The following is a 21004-nucleotide window of genomic DNA, read 5'->3' as shown; positions in this document are numbered from 1 at the left end:
TTCAAACCTCCATCCTATATTTAATATGTATTTACAATATAACTATATTATTATTTTTACCATATGTCAATAATTTTATAAATAAATATGATAAAATAATATTTCTTATTATATACTTTATTTTATAAAATAAAATCTGCTGACAGAAGGTTATCTGCCAGCAATCCTATCTTAACTAAGTATACAAACTTAAAAAACAAATATTACTTTTCATTATTATTGTTTTTTTTCTCTATCTCATCAAGCCTTTTATTGATAAGGTCAAGCTGTTCCTTCAGGTATTGAGCCTCCGCATTTAAAGCATCTTCATCATTTGCAGCATAAGCTGCTCTGCCCCAGCCCGGAACACCTGTTGCATAATACATATTTCTATATCCCCTGCGCATACCAAAACCTGGTCTAATCACATAGCCCGGAACGTTATATCCTGAGCAGTAACCCATACCTCTTCCTGTTCTTGGACCCATGCCCATTGGACCTGTACCATTTCCTCTTGGCATAATAATCACTCCTTTGTATTTATTTTGGTCATATGACCATAACTACATTATTATGATATCACTGTTTTAAACTTATGTCAATAATTTTTTATATTTTTTGATTGACAATTTTATAAGTTAGTGTTATCATTTCTTTAAAAGTTATACTAAAAGTTAAAATACAAAAGGTATCTCATATTTTACTTTTTGTATAAAATTTATTGAAAAGGAGGAATTACTCTGGAAGAGAATATAACACGTTTTGGAGTTTCAATGGACACAAAACTTCTTTCACAATTTGATGAATTAATAAATAAAAAAAATTACAATAACAGATCAGAAGCAATAAGAGACCTTATGAGGGATTATATTGTAGAAAATCAATGGGAAGAAGGAGATGACATTGAAACTGTCGGAACAATCACTTATGTATATAACCACGAAGTAAGAGAATTAAGCGACAAACTCACTGATATGCAGCATGGGCATCATACAAATATAATCTCAAGCATGCATGTACATCTTGATAAACATAACTGCCTTGAAGTAATGGTTGTAAAAGGAACTCCAAAATTAATATCAGCGATTGCCGACGAGATTATAAGTACAAAGGGAGTAAAGCACGGAAAATTAATCATGACAACAACAGGTAAAGATTTATAAAAAAATAAGGATGGAGAATCTCTTTCAAATAACTTATTTTAAAAGAAACCCCCATAACTGATTTATCATTCCACCTATCAATATTGCACCAAAAATGTTTATAAAAACTATCCATATTGTTTTTCTCCATCCAATTGTCTTTTTTAAGGCGGCAATTGTTGCAATACATGGAATGTAAAGCATTGTTACGACACCAAAAATAACCATCTGACGCGGATTTAAAATCTGTGTTATCGCTGTTGTACCGGACAGTGTAAGAAGCATGATAAGCGTCAATTCCTTTCTTAGTACTCCAAATATCAGTACGATACCCACAATTGAAGGAAGCCCAAGCCACTTTACTATAATTGGATCTGTCAGGTATGTTATATATTTAAATAAATTCAAATACTTTAATATCTCTAATGCAAAACTTCCGATAATTATTATGGGAAGCGCAACATAAAAAAAATCCTTTATCCTGAACCATATCTGCTTTAAAGTAGGTTTTAATGCAGGCATTCTATAACCGGGAAGTTCCATTATAAGGTCATAGGGTTTACCGGGCGCTATTTTATTTGCAAAAAATGCGGCAATGTAAATTACCAAGACATCAAAGGCAAAAACCGCAAGCGCATACTGAGGTCCCATAAAAATCCCGATTGTCCCGAGAATAATGACAATTCTTGCCGAACATGGCACCAGTGTTGCCATAAAAGAAGCAATAAATATCTCCCTATCTGTTTCAAGGATTTTTGTCCCCAAAACAGCCGGAACATTACATCCAACCCCCATAAGTATCGGTATCAATGCTTTTCCATGAAGTCCTACCTTATGCATTATCTTATCCGTAAGAAATGCAATTCTTGCAAGATATCCTGTGTTTTCAAGTATGGCAAGAAATATATAAAATGGAAGAATATATGGCAATACTATTGTAACAGCAGAAATAAATCCTTCTATCAATCCATTCCAGAGTATATCTTTATACATTATGGGAATACTTAAATTGTATATAAATGGTTTAAAACCATCGAAAAAGTTCGAAAGAATTTCTGAAAAATATCCTCCAAAGTTAAATATGCCATAAAACGCCAAAAAAATAACACCTGTCATCGCAATATATCCCCAAAATTTATCAAGGGCAATATTATCCAACATGTCATTTAATGTGAATTTATTTTCTTTTACCGTAGTACACTCATCTGTTATATATGAAGCTATCTTATACCTGTCAGAAGTCACTACGGTCGAAAGTGAGTCATTAAGTTTAGACTTTAATATCTCGATTTCCTCTATAATAGCTTTATACGCTTCCTCACCGCCTTTTTTATTCTTTAACTTTTCAATGATATCTTTATCTTCCTCTATAAGCTTCAACGCAATCCACATAGGATGAAATGCTTCTATAATATCAATATTATTTTTCAGCAGTATCTTGTATATATTCATTACCGTTTCTTTTATTTCGCTTCTGTAATCAAGCACTCTTTCCTGATTAATATCATAGGATTTTACATCCTTATCTCTAACACGATCTGCCATTTCTATAATGGCATCCGACAATGCTTCAAGCCCTTTACCCTTTGTCGCAATGGTTTTTACCACAGGTATACCCAGCAAATTGCTAAGTTTTTCTGCATCTATGTCTATTCCTTTTTTATGGGCATAATCTATCTGATTTAAAGCCAAAACCATCGGGACATGCAGTTCCAAAAGCTGTATCGTAAGAAGCAGATTCCTTTCAAGATTTGATGCATCTACTACATTTACCACAACATCTGGTTTTTCAAATGCAATAAATTCTCTTGAAACAATTTCCTCTTGCGAATAAGCAGAAAGGGAATAAATACCCGGCAAATCAATAATCTTTATTCTCCTGTTTTTATATTTTAAAATCCCTTCTGCTCTCTCAACCGTCTTTCCGGGCCAATTTCCTATTATTTGACTTAAACCGGTTAATTGATTAAAAATAACACTTTTACCCACGTTTGCATTACCTGCCAGTGCAATTACGATTTCCTCCTTCACATTATTCCTCCTTTCCGTTTCAGCTTTTACACTGCTTTAACATAAATTTTTGAAGCAAGTCCATGACCTATTACCAAATGTGAATTTCTTACCTTGATTTCAACAGGACCACTCAATATACCATTCCTTAAAACTTTTACCTCTGTCTCAGGAACCAATCCCATCTCATTCAACCTTTGGACAGCAAACCCACATGCATCTATCTTGATTACTTTTCCTTTGTTTCCCTTCTTTAAACAAGTAAGGGGTATTAAATTATTACAGTTTTCATTATACTCTACTCTTTTCTCCATCATTTGCATACATCCCCTTTAATTGAAAATAATTATCAATATCCGTACATTTATTATACCATGTCAAAGATTTTTCTGTCAACACCTAATTTCTTTAATATTTTTTATTCTAATTTTACTTTTAATATAATTACATTCCATTTCATTACATTATATCCAGACAATAAAAATTAATCACAATATCCACAGGGTTATCCACAGCATAGAAGCACCATCATGTATGAAATTCACGTATTTTTCCACAGTCCACACAAAATTATCCTCAACAATCTTCACAAATCTTCAAATAAGGAACTGCATTTAAATTTAAATCCGACCTTTTTCCGCGCATAAAATCGAAATACCCGGCACTTGCAATCATTGCTCCATTATCCGTACAAAATACTACTTCGGGATAATGAAGCAAAATATTTTCCTTTTCGGCTTTTTCTTTTAACATTGACCTTAATAAACTGTTTGATGCAACCCCGCCTGCTATGGATATTTTGTTGATATTTTTAACCTTTGCGGCTTCAATTAGTTTATATGTAAGTACCTCAACAACATTTTTCTGAAAGCTGGCAGCAAAATCCGCGATATTTATTTCTATCCCCTTCATTCTGTTTTTGTTCAACTGATTTAAAACAGCGGTTTTAATCCCGCTAAAACTGAAATCAAAATTCCCGTTTTCCATAAAGGATTTCGGAAATACATATGCATCCGGATTGCCTTCTTTTGAAACCCTGTCAATCTCCGGTCCCCCCGGATATCCCAATCCCAATGCCCTTGCCACTTTATCAAATGCCTCGCCTGCCGCATCATCAACCGTCCTCCCCAATACTTCATATTCTCCATAATCCTTTACATATACAAGATGGCAGTGCCCGCCTGATGCAACAAGGCAAATAAATGGAGGTTCAAAACCCTCTCCAATGTAATTCGCAGATATATGTCCTTCGATATGATTAACACCGACAAACGGTAAATCCCTTGCATATGCTAATGCCTTACCATATGATAAACCAACAAGAAGCGCTCCGACAAGCCCCGGTCCGTATGTAACGGCTATACCGTCAATATCATCAAGATTACATCCAGCATCATCAAGAGCCTTTGTAACAACCTCACCTATCGCCTCTATGTGATGTCTTGAAGCAATTTCCGGTACTACACCGCCATATTTCTTGTGTATTTCTATTTGTGAATATATTATATTTGATAATACATATTTCCCTGATTTAACAACACTTGCTGACGTCTCATCACAGGATGTCTCTATACCTAAAAATATTAAATCTTTTTTCATCTACTGTCACCACCATTAAACATCATATTTCCACATTATTATAGCATCTTCTTTATTGTCCTGGTAATATCCCCTTCTCCTGCCTACAGGTCTAAATCCAAATTTCTTATAGAGGGCTTGTGCTGCAATATTTGATTCCCTTACTTCAAGTGTCATAGAAGTAACAGCTTTTTTCTTGGCTATATTGAGCATCTCTTCCATAATGGCAGAGCCTACCCCAAGGAACCTAAAATCCGGATGTACCGCAATATTTGTTATATGCCCTTCGTCAACAACAACCCAAAAGCCTCCATAACCTACAATCCTATTGTCGATTTCCGCAACCGCATAATGAGCACATTTGTTTTTTGTTATTTCCAATAAAAAAGCTTCTTTTGACCAAGGTACACTGAAACACATTCTCTCTATTTCCAGCACCTCATCAATGTCATTTTTCCTTATTTCACGCACCACAACATTCATTTTTGCCCCTCCGCATACTTCATTAAGCTTTTCATATTACATTCAGCAGCAGGCTTTCTGATATAATAAGGCTTAAAATCAATATATGTACTTAAATCTCCTTTAATAATTTTTTCAATAGAGAGCATACCTATTGATGAAGCCCTTGAAATATTGTCTACAGGAGAAGCAAAAAAAATATTTATCCCTGTCATGCTTAAAAGCTCATTTCTATACACATTAACACCATCACCTGTATAAATAACATCGTTTCCGTAATTTTTTATTATTTCACACAGTTCTTTTACCGGTATCAACAAAGTATCCGACAATCTCTTTAACTCATATCCGCTGCTGTAAAATGCAGTATAAACATAGCCCTTTAATGCATCTATCACCGGACAAATAATGCCTTTAAATTCACGTATATTATATGCAAGCCCATCAAGGGATGATACCCCTGCTATCGGTATTTTAAGGGCATGAGCAAGTCCTTTTGCGGTTGCGGCTCCGATTCTTAATCCGGTAAAAGAACCCGGACCTTTGCTGACTGCCAAATGCGTTATCTCTTTTTTATTTATCCCTGTCATTTTTAAAAGGTCGTCTATCATCGGCATTAGTATAACCGAGGACTTACGATAATTTACAGAATATTCGCCAATTATACCATCATCGTCTACAATTGCAGCTGTCGTAGTCCTTGATGATGAATCTATCGCAAGAATTTTCACCTGTTCATCTCCTTCAATATATCATTATATCTTTCACCATTTGAAATTATTTCGATGTTCCTTTCGCACTCTGCATCACCCATTTTCAAAAATACATGAAGATTATCTTTCGGAAGAAGCGGCTCGATTTTTTCAGACCATTCGATAACACACACACCGTCACCATAAAAATACTCCTCATATCCTATGTCATATAATTCACTATAATCTGCAATCCTGTATACATCAAAATGATAAAGAGGAATCTTCCCGGTATGCTCATTAACCAACATAAAAGTGGGACTTGTTATATAATCATTTATTCCCATACCCCTACCAATTCCCTTGGCAAAAACTGTTTTACCTGCTCCAAGGTCTCCTGTCAGCAAAATAATATCACCTTTTTTTAAAAGTCTTCCTATCTTTTCTCCTAATGCTTCCGTTTCTTCTGAGCTTTTTGATTTTATATTAACCTTCACAAAATACACCACCTTATGTGTTTTATACACATATTATATACTATGTTTAGTATAAACTGATACATGAAAGTAAAGCCTTAAAAAATAATGCTATTATGTGAAAATAACGGCTTTTATACGTCATAAATTTTTAATAATAATATATTCTCCGGAAATAAAAACCGGAGAATATATTTTAATATCTCAAAAACTTTTTGTATATCATCAATGCTATTATCTCAAAACTTATTAAAGCATTGTGGCTATTATAACTGCTTTTATTGTATGCTTCCTGTTTTCAGCCTCATCCCAAACCCTTGATTGTTTACCTTCCATCACATCAAATGTTACCTCTTGACCTTTTATTGCAGGTAAACAATGAAGGAATATCGTATCATCTCTGCCTGTCCTCTGCATCATCTCTTTATTAACCTGAAACGGTTTCAAGAGTTCTTCTTTTTCTTTCCGTTTCGCCTCTTCTCCCATTGATACCCATATATCTGTGTATACGGCATGGGCACCCTCTAAGCCTTCACCGGGAACATCCGTTACCTCAAAGGTACTGCCATTTTCCCTCGCCATTTCCCTTATTTCATTTATGTATTCCTGTGATGGCCAAAGTTCCCTCGGTGAATTTATAAGGTAATTTATACCCATTTTTGAACATCCTATTGCAAGAGTATTTGCCATGTTGTTCCTACCGTCACCTACAAAAACAAGTTTTGTACCCTTTAGATATCCAAATTCCTCTTCTATAGTCATAAGGTCTGCCAGAACCTGAGTTGGATGATATTCGTCAGTCAAGCCGTTATAGACCGGAATTCCTGAATACTTTGCAAGCGCATTAACGGTTTCCTGTTTAAAACCTCTAAATTCTATGGCGTCAAACATCCTTCCAAGAACCCTTGCAGTGTCTTCAATTGATTCCTTCGCTCCAAGCTGTATATCATTCATCGAAAGAAAAACGGGATGCCCGCCTTCTTCACCAAATGCAGTTTCAAATGCACACCTCGTCCTAGTGGACCTTTTTTCAAATATCAGTGCGATAGTCTTTCCCAGAAATCTCTGATGTATAACTCCAGACCTTCTATCTGCTTTTACCTTTTTTGCAATATCTATAAGATAGCTTATTTCCTGCGGTGTATAATCTTTTAAGGATAAAAGACATCTTCCTTTTAAATTAAATGCCATAATAAACCTCCTTTAATTAATCTACCTTTTAATTTTATATTATTTATTAATTTTCGTAAAGTATTACACCGTAAATTATTCACCTCTATAGACCATTTTACCATTAATGAATACAAATTTTACCTTTGTCCTAAGGTCTGTAGGATTTCCGTCAAATACAGTTATATCAGCATCTTTACCTTTTTCTATGCTTCCTACTGTTTCATCAATTCCTGTGATTTCAGCAGGATAAATTGTAATAGCTTTTAATGCCTCCATCTCCTCCATTCCTTCTTTAACAGCAAGACCTGCACAAAGTGGAAGATAATTTATCGGAATTACCGGATGGTCTGTCATTATAGCAATTTTAAGACCGGCATTTGAAAGTATGCCCGGTGTCTTAAATGAAAGATGAGTAAGCTCTATTTTAGACCTTTCAGATAATGACGGACCCACAATACATTTTGCATTTTTTTCTACAAGGTAATCAGCAATCAAATGACCTTCCGTACAATGGTCAAGGGTAATATCAACATTAAACTCCTTTGCAATCCTAAGCGCCGTAAATATATCATCAGCCCTGTGGGCATGTGCCTTTAAAGGTATCTCATGTTTTAAAACCTTGACAAGGACTTCAAGACCTAAATCCCTTTCAGGTCTCTTTTCAGGGTCATCTGCAAACTTTTCCATGTTTTCCATGTATTCCTGCGCCTTTACCAACTCCTGCCTCAACAGTGCTGCAACCGCCATCCTTGTTATTGGCATTTTGTGCTGTTCATTATATACTGATTTAGGATTTTCCCCAAAGGCTATTTTAACCGCAGCAGGCTCCTTTAAAATCATGTCGTCTATCCTTTTGCCAAATGTCTTTATTGCTGCAAATTGCCCTCCTATGACATTGGCACTTCCGGGACCTGTTACAACAGTTGTAACACCTGCTTTATAAGCTTCTTCAAAGTATTTATCCATGGGATTTATACCGTCGATTGCTCTCATCTGGGGTGTTACGGGGTCTGTCGCTTCATTGCCGTCAGCCCCCTCAAACCCCATCGCGTTTTCCCACAAGCCCAGATGGCAATGTGCATCAATCATACCGGGCATAACAATAAAACCGGCTGCATCTATAACCTCCGCATCAGAAGGTACAACCAAATTTTCCCCTACATCCATGATTTTACCCTTATCTATGACAACATCTGCCTTATCATAATTTTCGCCTGACATTGTCAGGACTTTTCCTCCTTTTAAAACATACATTACGAAATCCCCCTTATATTTAATACGACAAATATTATATTCTCATTATCTTGATTTATCAATTCTATTTAGCTTCTTCATGATTTTATCTTTATTCAATATACCAATTACAAAAAGCATTAATGCTATTACTGAAATGCTTCCGGCTAAAAGATAATTCTTGCTTTGAAAGTTTGCACCTATACATGCTGAAAAAACTATCCCCGGAAGCCTTGCAAAAAGCGTTATTAAAAAAAAATTATAAAACTTAACAGGTGTCAATCCTGAAATATATGAAAGGGCATCCTTAGGCAGACCCGGAATAAAGAACAACAGAAACAGTATAAATTCACCTTTGGAATTATTTATAACATAATTGAATTTTTTAAGTTTTTCCTCAGATATTATGCTGCGAACAAAATCATAGCCCAAAAATTTTGCTATTAAAAAACATATCAACGAGCCAATCGTTATCCCAATTACCGAATATATCGAACCCATTAAAGTTCCATAAAGATAACCCCCTGCAACTTGCACAACCTCACCCGGGATTATAAAAATAACCACCTGGATTATTTGTACCGCAATAAATACCAGTATCCCCAGAGTTCCAAAGCTGTGTATCCATTCCTCAAATTTCTTGGGGTCTTTTAAGAGCAGTGTTAAATCTCTTCCAAAGGTTAAAGTAAGTAAAATTAACCCAATTATAAAAATCGCAAGCAATAATATCTTCAGCATATCAATTTTATTTTTCTTCATACCCTTTCTCCTTAAATGAATTTCTTATATTTACATATTCTCTCTGAATTTATCCTTATCAAAGTATAGTGTTGATTTTACGCTGACTATTTCTTTTTCGGGATATCTCAAAGCAGTAAGCTTTCCTCCAAAAACACAGCCGGTATCTATATTTACAGTGTTATTTATAAAATAAGGCTCTTTTACGGGTGTATGACCATAAACAACAAAAGCCTCGCCTTTGTAATCAGCCGCCCAATTGCGCCTTACAGGAGTTCCGTCAGGATTCACCTCACCTGTTATATCTCCATAAAGGACAAATCGCTTAACCTTCTTGTCATAAAACCCTACATATTTTTCGGGTATACCGGCATGTGCCACAATAAGCCTTCCATTATCAAGCAAGAGGTACAGCGGGGCGTTTTCATACAATTCTATGAAATGCGCTGAAATAATCCTTCTTTCTTCTGTAGATAAAGCCCTTAATTCAGCAACAGTCATTTCAAGCCCATGTGTTATTTGCACATCATGCCCTATGAAAAACCTATAAAGCTTGTCGCAGTGGTTCCCCGGTACATACAAAGCCTTCTTTTCCCTGACGTGTTTATATACAAATTCAATGACTTTTATTGAGTTATACCCCCTGTCGGCAAGGTCTCCAAGGAATACTAAAATCCTACCTTCATGATGATATATGCCTTCTTTATATTTATAGCCCATTTTTTCTACAAGGTCAATCAATTCATTATAGCATCCATGCACATCCCCTATTATGTCATATCCCATCAAATTTTACCTCCAAAATATACATATAACCTCTTTATATTAAAAAAGGATATCAAAAAGATACCCCTTATGAAACCAATTGTCTTAAATATACATTAATAAACTCATCAATCTCTCCGTCCATTACAGCACTTACATTACCTATTTCAACATTTGTCCTGTGGTCTTTAACAAGTGTATAGGGCTGAAAAATATATGACCTTATCTGATTACCCCATCCAGCTTCTTTGTATTGTCCTTTAAGGTCATCAATCTTTTCTTTTTGCTCTTTTGCCATCAAATCCATAAGTTTTGCCTTAAGCATCTTCATAGCAGTTTCCTTGTTTGACATCTGGGAACGTTCTGACTGGCACTGAACAATTATTCCCGTGGGAATGTGTGTAATCCTTATTGCAGACTCTGTCTTATTTACATGCTGACCGCCGGCTCCCGATGACCTGAAGGTATCAATCTTCAGGTCATCGGGCTTAATGCTGAGGGAAATATCATCATCTATTTCAGGCAAAACCTCAACTAAGGCAAAGGAGGTATGTCTCCTGCCGGCGGCATCAAAGGGTGATATCCTGACAAGCCTGTGAACACCTGCTTCACATTTAAGATATCCATATGCAAAAGGACCTTTTACCATTAGAGCTACATTTTTAATGCCTGCATCATCACCTGCCAGATAATCCACTATCTCAACCTCGTACCCTTTATGAGAAGCCCATCTTGTATACATACGCAAAAGCATCTCGGTCCAATCCTGCGCTTCCGTACCTCCGGCCCCTGCATGTATGGAAAGTATGGCATTTCCCCTGTCATATTTACCGCTTAACAATGTCCTTATTTTTATATCCTTAAGCCTTCTATTTAGTTCCCTGTATTCCTGCTCCATTTCCTGCGAAAGTGATTCATCATTTTCCTCTAATCCAAGTTCAACAAGGGCATTTAAGTTTTCCCAATCTGAAACAAGGGAGTTATATTCAGAAATGGTTTCTTTCAAGTCCTTTGCCCTTTTTGATAATTCCTGAGAAGCTTTCAAGTCATTCCAGAAATCCGGTACAGACATCTTCTTCTCTATTTCCTCGACCTCCCTTTTAGCGCCTTCTATGTCAAAGAGAAGCCCCCATTTCTTTAATTGTATTTATCATATTTGCTACTTCTGATTTGTAATCTTCTAACAATTTTTCATCTCCTTACTATAAAAACTTCTTAAGTCATTGCAATTTATTATAAATTGGCACCGCAGCATTTTTTGTATTTTTTCCCGCTACCGCATGGGCATGGGTCATTCCTTCCAACCTTTTTACCCTTTACAACAGGTTTTTTGACGCTGTCATCACTTCCCTGTGCTGCTATCGGTATTGCGACCTGCTCTCTTTGAGGCATTTTATCATTTCCGATTTCAATATGATAAAGGAACTTTATCGTATCCTCCTGAATTGAATTGATTAATTCCTCAAACATCTCAAAACCAATTTTTTTATATTCAATAACAGGGTCAATCTGCCCGTATGCCCTTAATCCTATCCCCTGACGAAGCTGGTCCATATCGTCTATATGGTCCATCCATTTTGTATCGACAACCTTTAAAAGAACAACCCTTTCAATCTCCCTCATTTGAGGTCCTATCTGAGCTTCCTTTTTCTCGTACTGTTTTACAGCTTCCTCATAAATTATATCTGTCAGCGCCTCTTTATCAAGCCTGTCATAACCAACATCAATTACAACACTTCCTTTATCAAGGAACATATCGTAAAGATGATTTAAAAGACCTTCAATATCCCATTCCTCAGGATATTTGCTGTTTGCCGTATATATCTCAACATTTTTCTCTATCACGCTTTTGACCATGTCTAATATATACTGTCTTAAATCCTCTCCTTCCAATACCTTTCTTCTTTCCTTATAAATTATTTCCCTCTGTTTGTTCATTACATCATCATATTGAAGGACATTTTTCCTTACATCAAAGTTTATGCCTTCAACCTTTTTCTGCGCCTGCTCAATCTGTTTTGTCAATATGCCATGCTCTATGGGCTGGTCATCTTCAATCCCAAGTGAATTCATCATGTTTTTTATCCTCTCAGACCCAAAAAGCCTCATCAATTCATCTTCCAAGGATATATAAAACCTTGATTCACCGGGGTCTCCCTGACGCCCGGAACGCCCTCTCAGCTGGTTGTCAATCCTTCTTGATTCATGCCTTTCTGTACCTATTATATAGAGTCCTCCAAGCTTAACAACCTCATCATGTTCCTTTTCTGTTTCTTTTTTTATCTCAGACAAAAGCTCTTGAAATCTCTCTCTTGCCTTTCTTATTTCATCGCTTTTTATAGGTCCGTAACCTGAAGCCTCATGTATAACCTCGCTTGAATATCCTTCCTCCAGCATTTTTTTCTTTGCCAAAAAATCAGGATTTCCTCCAAGGATAATATCCGTACCACGTCCAGCCATATTTGTTGCAATCGTTACAGCGCCTTTCCTGCCTGCCTGTGCAATAATTTCAGCCTCTTTTTCATGGTATTTGGCATTTAAAACCTGATGCTTTATTCCCAACCTTTTCAGCATATTGCTTATCTTTTCGGATTTTTCTATTGTTATAGTACCGACAAGAACAGGCTGCCCCTTCTTATGATGTTCAACAATATCTTCTACAACCGCCTTAAACTTTGCTTCCTCTGTCTTGTATATTACATCATGGGCATCTAATCTTATCATTTCTTGATTTGTAGGTATAACCACAACATCAAGACCATAAATCGCCCTGAATTCCTGTTCCTCAGTCTGTGCTGTGCCCGTCATGCCGGCAAGCTTATCATACATCCTGAAATAATTCTGGAAGGTGATTGTGGCAAGCGTCTTGCTTTCTCTTTCTACCTTGACACCCTCTTTTGCCTCAATAGCCTGATGCAAGCCTTCGCTGTACCTTCTTCCGAACATAAGCCTTCCGGTAAATTCATCGACGATAATAACTTCCCCGTCTTTTACAACATAGTCCTTATCCCTCTTCATTATGGCATGTGCTTTAAGGGCTTGATTTATATGATGTGATATCTCCATATTGTCAAGGTCGGCAAGGTTTTTCAGATTGAAAAACTTCTCTGCCTTACCGACACCCTTTTCCGTCAGGCTTACCGCATGAGCCTTTTCATCAATCGTATAATCTTCTTCATTTTTTAATGTCCTTACAAAGGTATCCGCCTGTTTATATAAGGCTGTTGACTTTTCTCCAACGCCGGATATTATAAGGGGCGTTCTTGCCTCATCTATCAATATGCTGTCTACCTCATCAACTATGGCATAGTTAAGATGCCTTTGCACCATTTCCTCCCTGTATATAACCATATTATCCCTTAAATAGTCAAAACCGAATTCGTTGTTTGTACCATAGGTTATATCGGCACCATAGGCTTTTTTACGCTCTGCCGGGCCCATATCATGCAGTATCACGCCAACACTTAAGCCGAGGAACTCATATATCCTTCCCATCCAGTCGCGATCCCTTTTTGCAAGATAGTCGTTAACCGTAACGATATGAACCCCTTTCCCTTCAAGAGCATTCAGGTATGCCGGCAATGTCGCAACAAGGGTTTTACCTTCGCCTGTCTTCATTTCGGCAATACGCCCTTGATGAAGGACAATACCACCGATTATCTGCACCTTAAAATGCTTCATCTTTAATGTCCTCCATGCCGCTTCCCTTACTGCGGCAAAAGCCTCGGGAAGTATGTCATCAAGGGTTTCCCCTTCTTTTATCCTGTTTTTAAATTCCTCTGTTTTTCCGCGTAATTCATCATCAGTAAGCTTCGACATCTTTTCATCATATGACAAAACCTCGTCTGCAATAGGTTCAATTCTCCTAACTTCCTTCTCACTGTAATTTCCAAATATTTTTTCTAAAATACCAAACATTTTTTCACCTTCTAAAGTTTTTTCATCGATAATATATTATATCATTTGTAAATATATAATACAAGAAAAGAAAAATCTCAGCCCTCGACTTCCTTATATTTTTTCCCTTTCTTTTTCAGCATTGCATTTGTAACCATCAAAAACGTACCTGTAAATATCATGAGGTCCCCAATGCTGAAAGCCTTTGGCAGCGGATACGGCTTCGGCAAAAATAAAACATCCGCTAAAAACTTAAGCCTTGTTGATGCGGTCAATGCCTGATGTGTTGCAATGCTGTCTGATAAAAGACCGGGTATCAGATGGTATAAGCCTGCCGCTTTCAAGGCATCGGTTGATACAGGCATCCTTCCTCCGTTAGCAAATATCACGATAAAGTTTAAAAGTATGCCAAAGCCTATTATCATCATGTATCTATTATGCCTGTTATACCATAATCCTATGAAAAGCATAAGATAATCAAGAAAATGAATAAATGCCCTGTATGACATAATGACGGGAAAACGGTCGGAAAGATTTAAAAGCCCAAATTCAAATAAAAACCCTAAAATAAAAAAAACCGGTTTCTTTATATCAATATCTGCAATGCCGCTTATTTTTCCGCCTCTAATCAAACCATAAATCAAAGAAATACCCAGTGAATCAAAAATCATGTCTAAACTCCTCCTTGTTTCTTTTAAACGCATTTTTAAAAGCTTTTATAACCTTAGGTCCAAACTGCGTTCCTTCATTTCCGATAATGATTTTATAAGCCTCATCCTTAGTAAAAGCCTTACGGTAAGGTCTGTCGGAAACCAAGGCATCAAAAACATCGGCAAGGGAAAGTATCTGGGCTTCCAGCGGTATTTCCTCTCCTTTTATGCCATCGGGATACCCGCTTCCGTCATACCACTCATGATGGTATTTTACCCACAGGCAGGCATGTTTCAATGCAGGAACATCCTTCAATATCTCATAGCCTTTTTGCGGATGGTCCTTTATTACGCTGAATTCTTTATCGGTAAGCTTCCCCGGCTTGTTTAAAACCTCCTCCTTCACGCCGATCTTCCCTACATCATGTAAAAGTGCTGCAATCCTTACTGACCCAATATGTGATTCACTTAAACCCAGCTCCCTTGACAGAATAACGGAAAGCCTTTCAACACTTTTTGAATGTCCTGCCGTATAGGCATCCTTTGCCTCAAGGGATTTTATAAGGACATTTATCGTATCATAATAGGACTCCTTTGCTTTCATATAAAGCTGAAACATATATCTTATCATAAAAAGAGGTACAAAAAGCAAAACAAGGCTTGCATAGCCAATCTTAACAAAAGCCTCCGACATGACTATGCCGAGAAAGGCGAGAAAAATAAAATCCGGTACTGCCCATTTAATTTCATTTGTCAAAACATATGTAAGCGGTTTTTTCATTAAAAATGATAACAATAAAGCCACAAAGGCGGTGTTTAATATATAATATGTCACTGCGGCATATAAAGCTGGCAGAAGGTATCTTGGGTATACATATGTACCGAAAGCACCGCCTGTATATTTATATATCAAGCCGGCAGTGCCGATACTTAGAGCTATTTGCGATATATTGAACAATGTCTTGTAATAGGGCATATTAAATACATGCCACACCTTCCCGTCCGCTTGTTTTCCAACCCTCCCTATCATACCGATTGAGGCGACTAAAGAGGCTCCATATGGTCCGAATATAAAAAGCGCCATTAAATCAACCGCATATGCAACAGACACAGCGAAGTCCTTCACTATATATATAGGCATGGATTCGGCTAAGGCGGAAAAACATCCGAATATCATCACATCTATGATCATATATAAAGGCATATTAAATGCCGAATATGCAATAAAAGGCAAGCCTGAGGCAATTATTAACGTTATATATATCTTAACACTTCTGTTTAACATAAAGACCTCCTTTTTTTAAAAAGACCTTAAGACCGCTTAACTCCACGTATAATTCGCACCTCCTGCCAATGCAAGTGCCATTAAGACCAACAGTATTTTTATAAGTGTTGCCTTATTCATCTCAAAACCTCCTTTTACGATAAGCTCCTCTGCCCTTTGGCTTCAGGCATCGCTACGCTAAACATGTTTTAAGCGGCCGGGGTTCAAATCAACTGTTTAAGATTGCTGTTATCCGCCTGTTTAAGGCATCAAGGGCAGCTTTTACAACCGCCTCCCCCTCATCCTTTTTGACAAGGCATGAACCTATAAGCAGTTCCTCATACTGATGTGTCACATGTGTCAATGCGACAACAACCACATTTGTTTTTGCTATCTGAAATATATCAACATCTTCAAGAAGAAGTATATGTTCATTTGTAATGACCTTTGCAATGCAATCAAGTACGGCATTAACCAAAAGCCTGTATTTCATCCTTTTGGTATTTATGCCGCTTGAAAAGCCCTCATATGACTCGCTGCCCCGTATAAGTGTAACGGCAGCTTCTGCCCTTATGCCGTTAGTCATATAGGAGCAATTTGAAAATATAAACCTGCTGTCATTATAAACCCTGCCTCCTGTATCTATCTGTGCAATGCTTATTATCTTGTAATTCACTTCTATATCAAACTCTGCCATCAAGGCAGATTGTACATCCCGTGCAATTTGCTTTGCACTCCTTGAACTGTCAGATAAGACATGTATTTCCGTTATTTCGTTGTTATTTGCAACCACCCTGCTGGATATTACACTTTGAACCTTATTTATCAATTCCTCCATGGAACTGATAACATCTTTCGTTAAATCCGCCACAATCTTCACATCCTATCATACTTTTTATTTCCCTATATGAATAATATTCTACATAAAACATCAATTTCCTTCTTTTTCGTAAAAAAAATTTGAGGTTTTCCTCAAATTTTTTCAAAACATGGTTTTATCTAAACGGTAGGCTCTATAAGACCGTATTTCCCGTCCTTTCTTTTATACACAACAGAGAAATCTTCTGTATCTGAATTAGTAAACACAAAGAAATTATGCCCCAGAAGGTTCATCTGTAATATTGCCTCTTCTACAGACATGGGCTTAATAAAGAATTTTTTCGTCTTTACAACCTCAAATTCTTTTGTTTCTTCACCGTTTTCCCCTATGTATCCCTGTGGGATATCAAACCTTATGGAATCATTAGCAAAGCTGTTTTTAATCTTTGTCTTATACTTCATTATCTGTCTTTCTATCTTTTCAGCAACACTGTCAATTGATACATACATATCATTACTGACTTCCTCTGCCCTGAACAGCATTCCCTTAAAGGGGATAGTTACTTCGGCGATCTGGCTGTTCTTCTGTACGCTCAGTACCACCCTTGCCTCGGTATCTTTTGTAAAAAACCTTCCAATCTTATTAAGGCTCTTTTCAACCGCTGTCCTGAGCCCATCAGTTATTACCATGCCGTTTTTCCCACTAACTGTTATCTTCATAAAATACAACCCCTTTCTTTTTCTGTCTAAGTATTATTTTACATGAAAAATAATCTTCCTGCAAGTAAGCAAAAAATTTGGAGGATTTTAAACATCATTGTTGATAATGTGGAAAAAAAATTGTGGATAATGTGGATAAGTCTGTTGATAACCTGAAAATGCTAACTTAACAATGTTAAAAAGTTTATAAATCGTGGCATGATTAAAGGGTATCCTTCCGGATACCCTTCTATAATCCTCTTTACTTAGAACAAAAGTGAAGGGGATTAGTTACCAGCTCCAAAAGACTTCCTTTCTCTTCTGGAGTCAAACTGGTGGTTTCTTTGTTTTTTCGCATCCCTGCATGCCTTGCACCTTACAGGTGCATTCTGAAAACCCTTTTCTGCGTAAAATTCCTGCTCGCCTGCCGTCCATACAAACTCCTTGCCGCAGTCCTTGCAAACCAATGTCTTATCCTGATACATAATAAATAATCCCCTCACTTTTATTAATATTCACAGTATAATTTTACTTATACTCTTTTTTATTATACCACCAATTTTAATTCTTAGCAATGAAAATTTTGGGAATGTAAAATTAAAAAATAGAGCATCATAAAAAGCGTTTTCTAACGCTTTTTATCCACAAAATAGCTTTCAGGGGAATAATATTTCATATATTCAATATATCCGCTTTTCTGATTTGATAATTCAACTAATTTGGTTTCAGCCTTTTTATATACGGTATTTATAGCTTCAATATTTTTATCGTCTTTTTCTTTTATCTTATCCATGATTGACTTAATATCAATTAGAACCCCTTTTAATCTGCTTATATCTGATGAAGGATTATTGAAAACAACATCAAAAATGCTGTCAATATTTTTTTCTTTTTTAAAAGAATTATATGCAGGAACAAAATTTACATCCAGCATATCAACCCTTTCAATTATTCTTTGCTTTTCTGATAATATCTTCTTAATATCATCAAGATTTTGCGAACTTATAGCACTACCCAGCTTTTCTGAAAGTTCTAAAAGCATCTTCAGTAAATTTAATTTGTTATGAGCAATCTCTATAAGGGTTTTAATTTCATACGACATAAATTTCAGCCCTTCGCATATACTTTACTGCGTACCCTGTTCAGTGCCTCAGACCACGCTTCTTTTAAATCCTTAACAAGTCCTTTAACCTCATCAAGAATATTTATATCTTTTTTCAGATTCGCCTCGATCAGCCTTCTCATGATATAATCATACATGCTGTATAGGTTTTTTGATATATCATATTCCATGTCAAGTGTGGCAGAAAGCTCCGATACAATATCCTGTGCCCTTATTATGCTGTTATTTGCCCTTTCAAAGTTTTTGTTTCCAATGGCAATTTTGGCTTCCTCAGTAAAACGAAGTATTCCATTATATAACATCAAGACAAGCTCTTCCGGACTTGCTGTCAAAATAGAATTCTCTTTATACTGCTGATAAGGATTAATCATCCCACATCCCCCTTTTTATCATTTTACCGTTCCTCCAAGCTGCTGGCTTAGCCATGCACTCTGTGAATTCATCTGGCTCATATAGGTTTCAAGCTGAGTAAACTGGTTGTAATATTTCTGCTCAAGATTACTAAGATAATCCTGCATATCTGCTATCCTCTTATTTATATCGCTTACCTGATTTCCAATAAAGCTGTTGTCATAAAATTGATACTGGCTTCCTCCCGCTTCCTGTGTTATTGAATTAATGCCGTTATTTAAAGCATCATACAGCTTTGGAGCCACACCTTGTGATATTACAGTAGTACCTTGCGTTGTCGTTTTTGTAAATATATCTATTACCTGCTGCGGATTGTTTTGTATGGCATTCCTAAGCTTAGTTTCATCAATATAAAGCTTTCCTCCTTCAAAGTACTGACCTGAGGTTATCCCGATTGCACTTAAAGAACCGTTTGCAACACCATCTACGCTGGCAGATACAGCCTTTCTCAAAGAGAAATAAACGCTTGAAAGGGCGCCGTCATTAGCCAAATCTCCGGACCTTGCTTTCTGCTGCCACAATGTTATATCGCTGTCTTTCATCACCTGCTTTTGCGCATCTGTTAGAGGCTGGTAATCATAATATCTTTTTTCCGTAAGTTTTGTGTTTATCTTTGTAATTATATCATTATAGCTGTCAACAAAACTTTTTATGGAATTAAATATCTTATCAACATCTGTTGAAACAGATAAGGATGTTTTACCTGTACCGGTTAAAGTTACATTTATACCTGCAACCTTTACATTATTTGTCTGACTTTGTATACCTGTAACACCATTAAAATCAAATACAGCATTCTGACCTGAAACATTTATGCCGGCAGTCGGAAGTCCTAAATTTGAAAGAACCGTTTGACCGTTTGAATCATTTGCCGATAAATTAATGTTTGAACTTGTACCGGTGCTATTGGTTAATAAAAATAATCTGCCTAAACTACTATCATAAGTAGCACTTACACCGGTAGTCGGAGTCAGATTATTTATTGCTATTAAAACATCGCTTATACCTGCATTGTTTTTTATTACTAAAGATTGATTGTTTAATGTTAAAGTTACATCAGAACCCGTATTATTTATTGTGCCTGCAGTTATTTGATTGCTCGTATATGTTGCTGCCTGTGCAGTCTGAGTTACGTTTAAACTATATGTTCCATTAACTGCACTTGTTGTTGCCGCAGCTGTTGCAATAGATGTATTTGAGGAAACTGTTTTGGCAAGAAAAGTACCCTGCAGTTTAAGATTAAACACATTGTTGTCCCTTAAGGATAAAAGCTGTGTATTTATATCTCTTAAATCCTCCTGTTTCCATTGAAGAAACTGTTTCTGCTGTCCTAATTCATCAAGAGGTATACTGGCAGCCTGCATCAACTTCTTTACAATAGAATCTGTATCAAGCCCTGAAGCAAGTCCCCCCATTCTTAGCAAATTACTGGTATTATAACTGTTCATGCTTATCGGATCCATTTTTATCCCCCCTAAGTTATATCTTCCTATCGACAAAAAGTCCGGCTATCTTCCATAGACCGGCAACCAAATCAAGTATTTTCTCCGGCGGTATCTCATCGATAACCTGATTTGTCTGACTGTCTACAATCTTGACGACAATCGTATTTGTCGGCTTATGTACTGAAAATTCAAAATATTTATTATTGCTGATGTTTATTTTATTGTTTTCATTTGATATTTTTTCTTTCAGCATACCATCATCAACAGGTTTGCATAATATGTCCTTAACCCTTGAAATTTCATTTGAAATGTCATCATTGTTTAATTGCGGCTGTCCTCCTTCTAATAACAATCTCTGAATCATTTTTACTTCCTCCTGAAATTTATTCTATCATTTGTTTTATCATATACTTTATTATCGACATTACATTAAAAAAGTTTAAAAAAA

Annotated in this window: 23 protein-coding genes; 1 reads left to right on the top strand and 22 read right to left on the bottom strand. The window is 36.4% G+C overall.

Going from position 1 to position 21004, the window contains the following annotated elements:
• Positions 1-203: 203 nt before the first annotated feature.
• Positions 204-500, bottom strand: a complete 297-nt coding sequence (locus AC0LWJ_RS00185; RefSeq protein ID WP_474237251.1) for a DUF5320 domain-containing protein — start codon at positions 498-500, stop codon at positions 204-206.
• Between the two features lie 252 nt (positions 501-752).
• Here AC0LWJ_RS00185 and nikR point away from each other — a divergent pair, with 252 nt between their 5' ends.
• Positions 753-1142 carry a nickel-responsive transcriptional regulator NikR gene (gene nikR, locus AC0LWJ_RS00180; RefSeq protein ID WP_503031445.1) on the top strand — a complete coding sequence of 130 codons (390 nt, stop codon included), beginning with the start codon at positions 753-755 and terminating at the stop codon, positions 1140-1142.
• A gap of 33 nt (positions 1143-1175) precedes the next feature.
• Here the strand turns inward: nikR and feoB are convergent, their stop codons facing one another.
• The 21 genes from feoB to AC0LWJ_RS00075 all read right to left on the bottom strand — a co-directional run bounded on the left by feoB (position 1176) and on the right by AC0LWJ_RS00075 (position 20920).
• Complete coding sequence (gene feoB, locus AC0LWJ_RS00175) at positions 1176-3152, bottom strand: ferrous iron transport protein B (RefSeq protein ID WP_474237253.1); 1977 nt, start codon at positions 3150-3152, stop codon at positions 1176-1178.
• Between the two features lie 26 nt (positions 3153-3178).
• A complete protein-coding gene (locus AC0LWJ_RS00170) occupies positions 3179-3448 on the bottom strand; it encodes a FeoA family protein (RefSeq protein WP_474237254.1) in 270 nt (89 codons plus the stop codon).
• Positions 3449-3707: 259 nt separating this feature from the next.
• A complete protein-coding gene (gene tsaD, locus AC0LWJ_RS00165; protein ID WP_474237255.1) occupies positions 3708-4730 on the bottom strand; it encodes a tRNA (adenosine(37)-N6)-threonylcarbamoyltransferase complex transferase subunit TsaD in 1023 nt (340 codons plus the stop codon).
• 15 nt (positions 4731-4745) lie between these two features.
• Positions 4746-5192: a ribosomal protein S18-alanine N-acetyltransferase gene (rimI, locus tag AC0LWJ_RS00160; RefSeq protein WP_474237256.1), complete on the bottom strand. Its 447-nt coding sequence runs from the start codon at positions 5190-5192 to the stop codon at positions 4746-4748.
• The gene (gene tsaB / locus AC0LWJ_RS00155) at positions 5189-5902 is read right to left on the bottom strand and encodes a tRNA (adenosine(37)-N6)-threonylcarbamoyltransferase complex dimerization subunit type 1 TsaB (protein ID WP_474237257.1); all 714 of its coding nucleotides are present in this window, start codon (positions 5900-5902) and stop codon (positions 5189-5191) included. Before tsaB ends, rimI begins: the two co-directional genes overlap by 4 nt.
• Positions 5899-6360: a tRNA (adenosine(37)-N6)-threonylcarbamoyltransferase complex ATPase subunit type 1 TsaE gene (gene tsaE, locus AC0LWJ_RS00150; protein WP_474237258.1), complete on the bottom strand. Its 462-nt coding sequence runs from the start codon at positions 6358-6360 to the stop codon at positions 5899-5901. The genes tsaB and tsaE overlap by 4 nt, the downstream gene beginning before the upstream one ends.
• 228 nt (positions 6361-6588) lie before the next feature.
• Complete coding sequence (argF, locus tag AC0LWJ_RS00145; protein WP_474237259.1) at positions 6589-7530, bottom strand: ornithine carbamoyltransferase; 942 nt, start codon at positions 7528-7530, stop codon at positions 6589-6591.
• A gap of 75 nt (positions 7531-7605) precedes the next feature.
• On the bottom strand, positions 7606-8766 hold the full coding sequence (locus AC0LWJ_RS00140) for an amidohydrolase (RefSeq protein ID WP_474237260.1): 1161 nt from the start codon (positions 8764-8766) through the stop codon (positions 7606-7608).
• 45 nt (positions 8767-8811) lie between these two features.
• The gene (locus AC0LWJ_RS00135) at positions 8812-9504 is read right to left on the bottom strand and encodes a TVP38/TMEM64 family protein (protein WP_474237262.1); all 693 of its coding nucleotides are present in this window, start codon (positions 9502-9504) and stop codon (positions 8812-8814) included.
• A 30-nt stretch (positions 9505-9534) separates the two neighbouring features.
• Positions 9535-10269, bottom strand: a complete 735-nt coding sequence (gene prpE, locus AC0LWJ_RS00130) for a bis(5'-nucleosyl)-tetraphosphatase PrpE (RefSeq protein ID WP_474237264.1) — start codon at positions 10267-10269, stop codon at positions 9535-9537.
• Positions 10270-10336: 67 nt separating this feature from the next.
• Positions 10337-11435 (bottom strand): peptide chain release factor 2 gene (gene prfB / locus AC0LWJ_RS00125; RefSeq protein ID WP_474237265.1). Its coding sequence is split into 2 segments (ribosomal slippage): positions 10337-11365 and positions 11367-11435, totalling 1098 coding nucleotides; the frame shifts between segments, so codons are not numbered across the junction.
• A 46-nt stretch (positions 11436-11481) separates the two neighbouring features.
• On the bottom strand, positions 11482-14166 hold the full coding sequence (gene secA, locus AC0LWJ_RS00120) for a preprotein translocase subunit SecA (protein WP_474237266.1): 2685 nt from the start codon (positions 14164-14166) through the stop codon (positions 11482-11484).
• Positions 14167-14243: 77 nt separating this feature from the next.
• Entirely contained in the window at positions 14244-14816 is a 573-nt protein-coding gene (locus AC0LWJ_RS00115; protein ID WP_474237267.1) for a DUF5317 domain-containing protein, read from the bottom strand.
• A complete protein-coding gene (locus AC0LWJ_RS00110) occupies positions 14806-16080 on the bottom strand; it encodes an HD-GYP domain-containing protein (protein WP_474237268.1) in 1275 nt (424 codons plus the stop codon). The genes AC0LWJ_RS00115 and AC0LWJ_RS00110 overlap by 11 nt, the downstream gene beginning before the upstream one ends.
• Positions 16081-16288: 208 nt before the next feature.
• Positions 16289-16930: a hypothetical protein gene (locus tag AC0LWJ_RS00105; protein WP_474237269.1), complete on the bottom strand. Its 642-nt coding sequence runs from the start codon at positions 16928-16930 to the stop codon at positions 16289-16291.
• 128 nt (positions 16931-17058) lie between these two features.
• Complete coding sequence (gene hpf / locus AC0LWJ_RS00100; protein ID WP_474237271.1) at positions 17059-17598, bottom strand: ribosome hibernation-promoting factor, HPF/YfiA family; 540 nt, start codon at positions 17596-17598, stop codon at positions 17059-17061.
• Between the two features lie 266 nt (positions 17599-17864).
• Positions 17865-18062 carry a zinc-ribbon domain-containing protein gene (locus AC0LWJ_RS00095; protein ID WP_474237272.1) on the bottom strand — a complete coding sequence of 66 codons (198 nt, stop codon included), beginning with the start codon at positions 18060-18062 and terminating at the stop codon, positions 17865-17867.
• Positions 18063-18205: 143 nt separating this feature from the next.
• Positions 18206-18679 (bottom strand): flagellar export chaperone FlgN, encoded by a 474-nt coding sequence (gene flgN, locus AC0LWJ_RS00090; protein WP_474237273.1) that lies wholly within the window; start codon positions 18677-18679, stop codon positions 18206-18208.
• Positions 18680-18684: 5 nt separating this feature from the next.
• The gene (gene fliS / locus AC0LWJ_RS00085; protein ID WP_474237274.1) at positions 18685-19071 is read right to left on the bottom strand and encodes a flagellar export chaperone FliS; all 387 of its coding nucleotides are present in this window, start codon (positions 19069-19071) and stop codon (positions 18685-18687) included.
• A gap of 18 nt (positions 19072-19089) precedes the next feature.
• Positions 19090-20574, bottom strand: coding sequence for a flagellar filament capping protein FliD (gene fliD / locus AC0LWJ_RS00080; RefSeq protein ID WP_474237275.1), 1485 nt, complete (start codon positions 20572-20574; stop codon positions 19090-19092).
• 16 nt (positions 20575-20590) lie between these two features.
• A complete protein-coding gene (locus AC0LWJ_RS00075) occupies positions 20591-20920 on the bottom strand; it encodes a flagellar protein FlaG (RefSeq protein ID WP_474237276.1) in 330 nt (109 codons plus the stop codon).
• Between the last annotated feature and the right edge of the window lie 84 nt (positions 20921-21004).

The sequence above is a fragment of the Aceticella sp. 75b-Ac genome, assembly GCF_056032965.2.
The sequence above is the reverse complement of the archived record's forward strand: the minus strand, read 5'-3'. Positions and strand labels throughout refer to the sequence as shown.

Excerpts from the sequence above, each read along its gene's own strand:
- AC0LWJ_RS00185 (WP_474237251.1), bottom strand. The coding sequence starts at position 500 with ATGCCAAGAGGAAATGGTACAGGTCCAATGGGCATGGGTCCAAGAACA.
- nikR (WP_503031445.1), top strand. The coding sequence starts at position 753 with ATGGACACAAAACTTCTTTCACAATTTGATGAATTAATAAATAAAAAA.
- AC0LWJ_RS00170 (WP_474237254.1), bottom strand. The coding sequence starts at position 3,448 with ATGATGGAGAAAAGAGTAGAGTATAATGAAAACTGTAATAATTTAATA.
- tsaD (WP_474237255.1), bottom strand. The coding sequence starts at position 4,730 with ATGAAAAAAGATTTAATATTTTTAGGTATAGAGACATCCTGTGATGAG.
- rimI (WP_474237256.1), bottom strand. The coding sequence starts at position 5,192 with ATGAATGTTGTGGTGCGTGAAATAAGGAAAAATGACATTGATGAGGTG.
- argF (WP_474237259.1), bottom strand. The coding sequence starts at position 7,530 with ATGGCATTTAATTTAAAAGGAAGATGTCTTTTATCCTTAAAAGATTAT.
- AC0LWJ_RS00140 (WP_474237260.1), bottom strand. The coding sequence starts at position 8,766 with ATGTATGTTTTAAAAGGAGGAAAAGTCCTGACAATGTCAGGCGAAAAT.
- AC0LWJ_RS00135 (WP_474237262.1), bottom strand. The coding sequence starts at position 9,504 with ATGAAGAAAAATAAAATTGATATGCTGAAGATATTATTGCTTGCGATT.
- prpE (WP_474237264.1), bottom strand. The coding sequence starts at position 10,269 with ATGGGATATGACATAATAGGGGATGTGCATGGATGCTATAATGAATTG.
- secA (WP_474237266.1), bottom strand. The coding sequence starts at position 14,166 with ATGTTTGGTATTTTAGAAAAAATATTTGGAAATTACAGTGAGAAGGAA.
- AC0LWJ_RS00115 (WP_474237267.1), bottom strand. The coding sequence starts at position 14,816 with ATGATTTTTGATTCACTGGGTATTTCTTTGATTTATGGTTTGATTAGA.
- AC0LWJ_RS00110 (WP_474237268.1), bottom strand. The coding sequence starts at position 16,080 with ATGTTAAACAGAAGTGTTAAGATATATATAACGTTAATAATTGCCTCA.
- hpf (WP_474237271.1), bottom strand. The coding sequence starts at position 17,598 with ATGAAGATAACAGTTAGTGGGAAAAACGGCATGGTAATAACTGATGGG.
- AC0LWJ_RS00095 (WP_474237272.1), bottom strand. The coding sequence starts at position 18,062 with ATGTATCAGGATAAGACATTGGTTTGCAAGGACTGCGGCAAGGAGTTT.
- flgN (WP_474237273.1), bottom strand. The coding sequence starts at position 18,679 with ATGTCGTATGAAATTAAAACCCTTATAGAGATTGCTCATAACAAATTA.
- fliS (WP_474237274.1), bottom strand. The coding sequence starts at position 19,071 with ATGATTAATCCTTATCAGCAGTATAAAGAGAATTCTATTTTGACAGCA.
- fliD (WP_474237275.1), bottom strand. The coding sequence starts at position 20,574 with ATGGATCCGATAAGCATGAACAGTTATAATACCAGTAATTTGCTAAGA.
- AC0LWJ_RS00075 (WP_474237276.1), bottom strand. The coding sequence starts at position 20,920 with ATGATTCAGAGATTGTTATTAGAAGGAGGACAGCCGCAATTAAACAAT.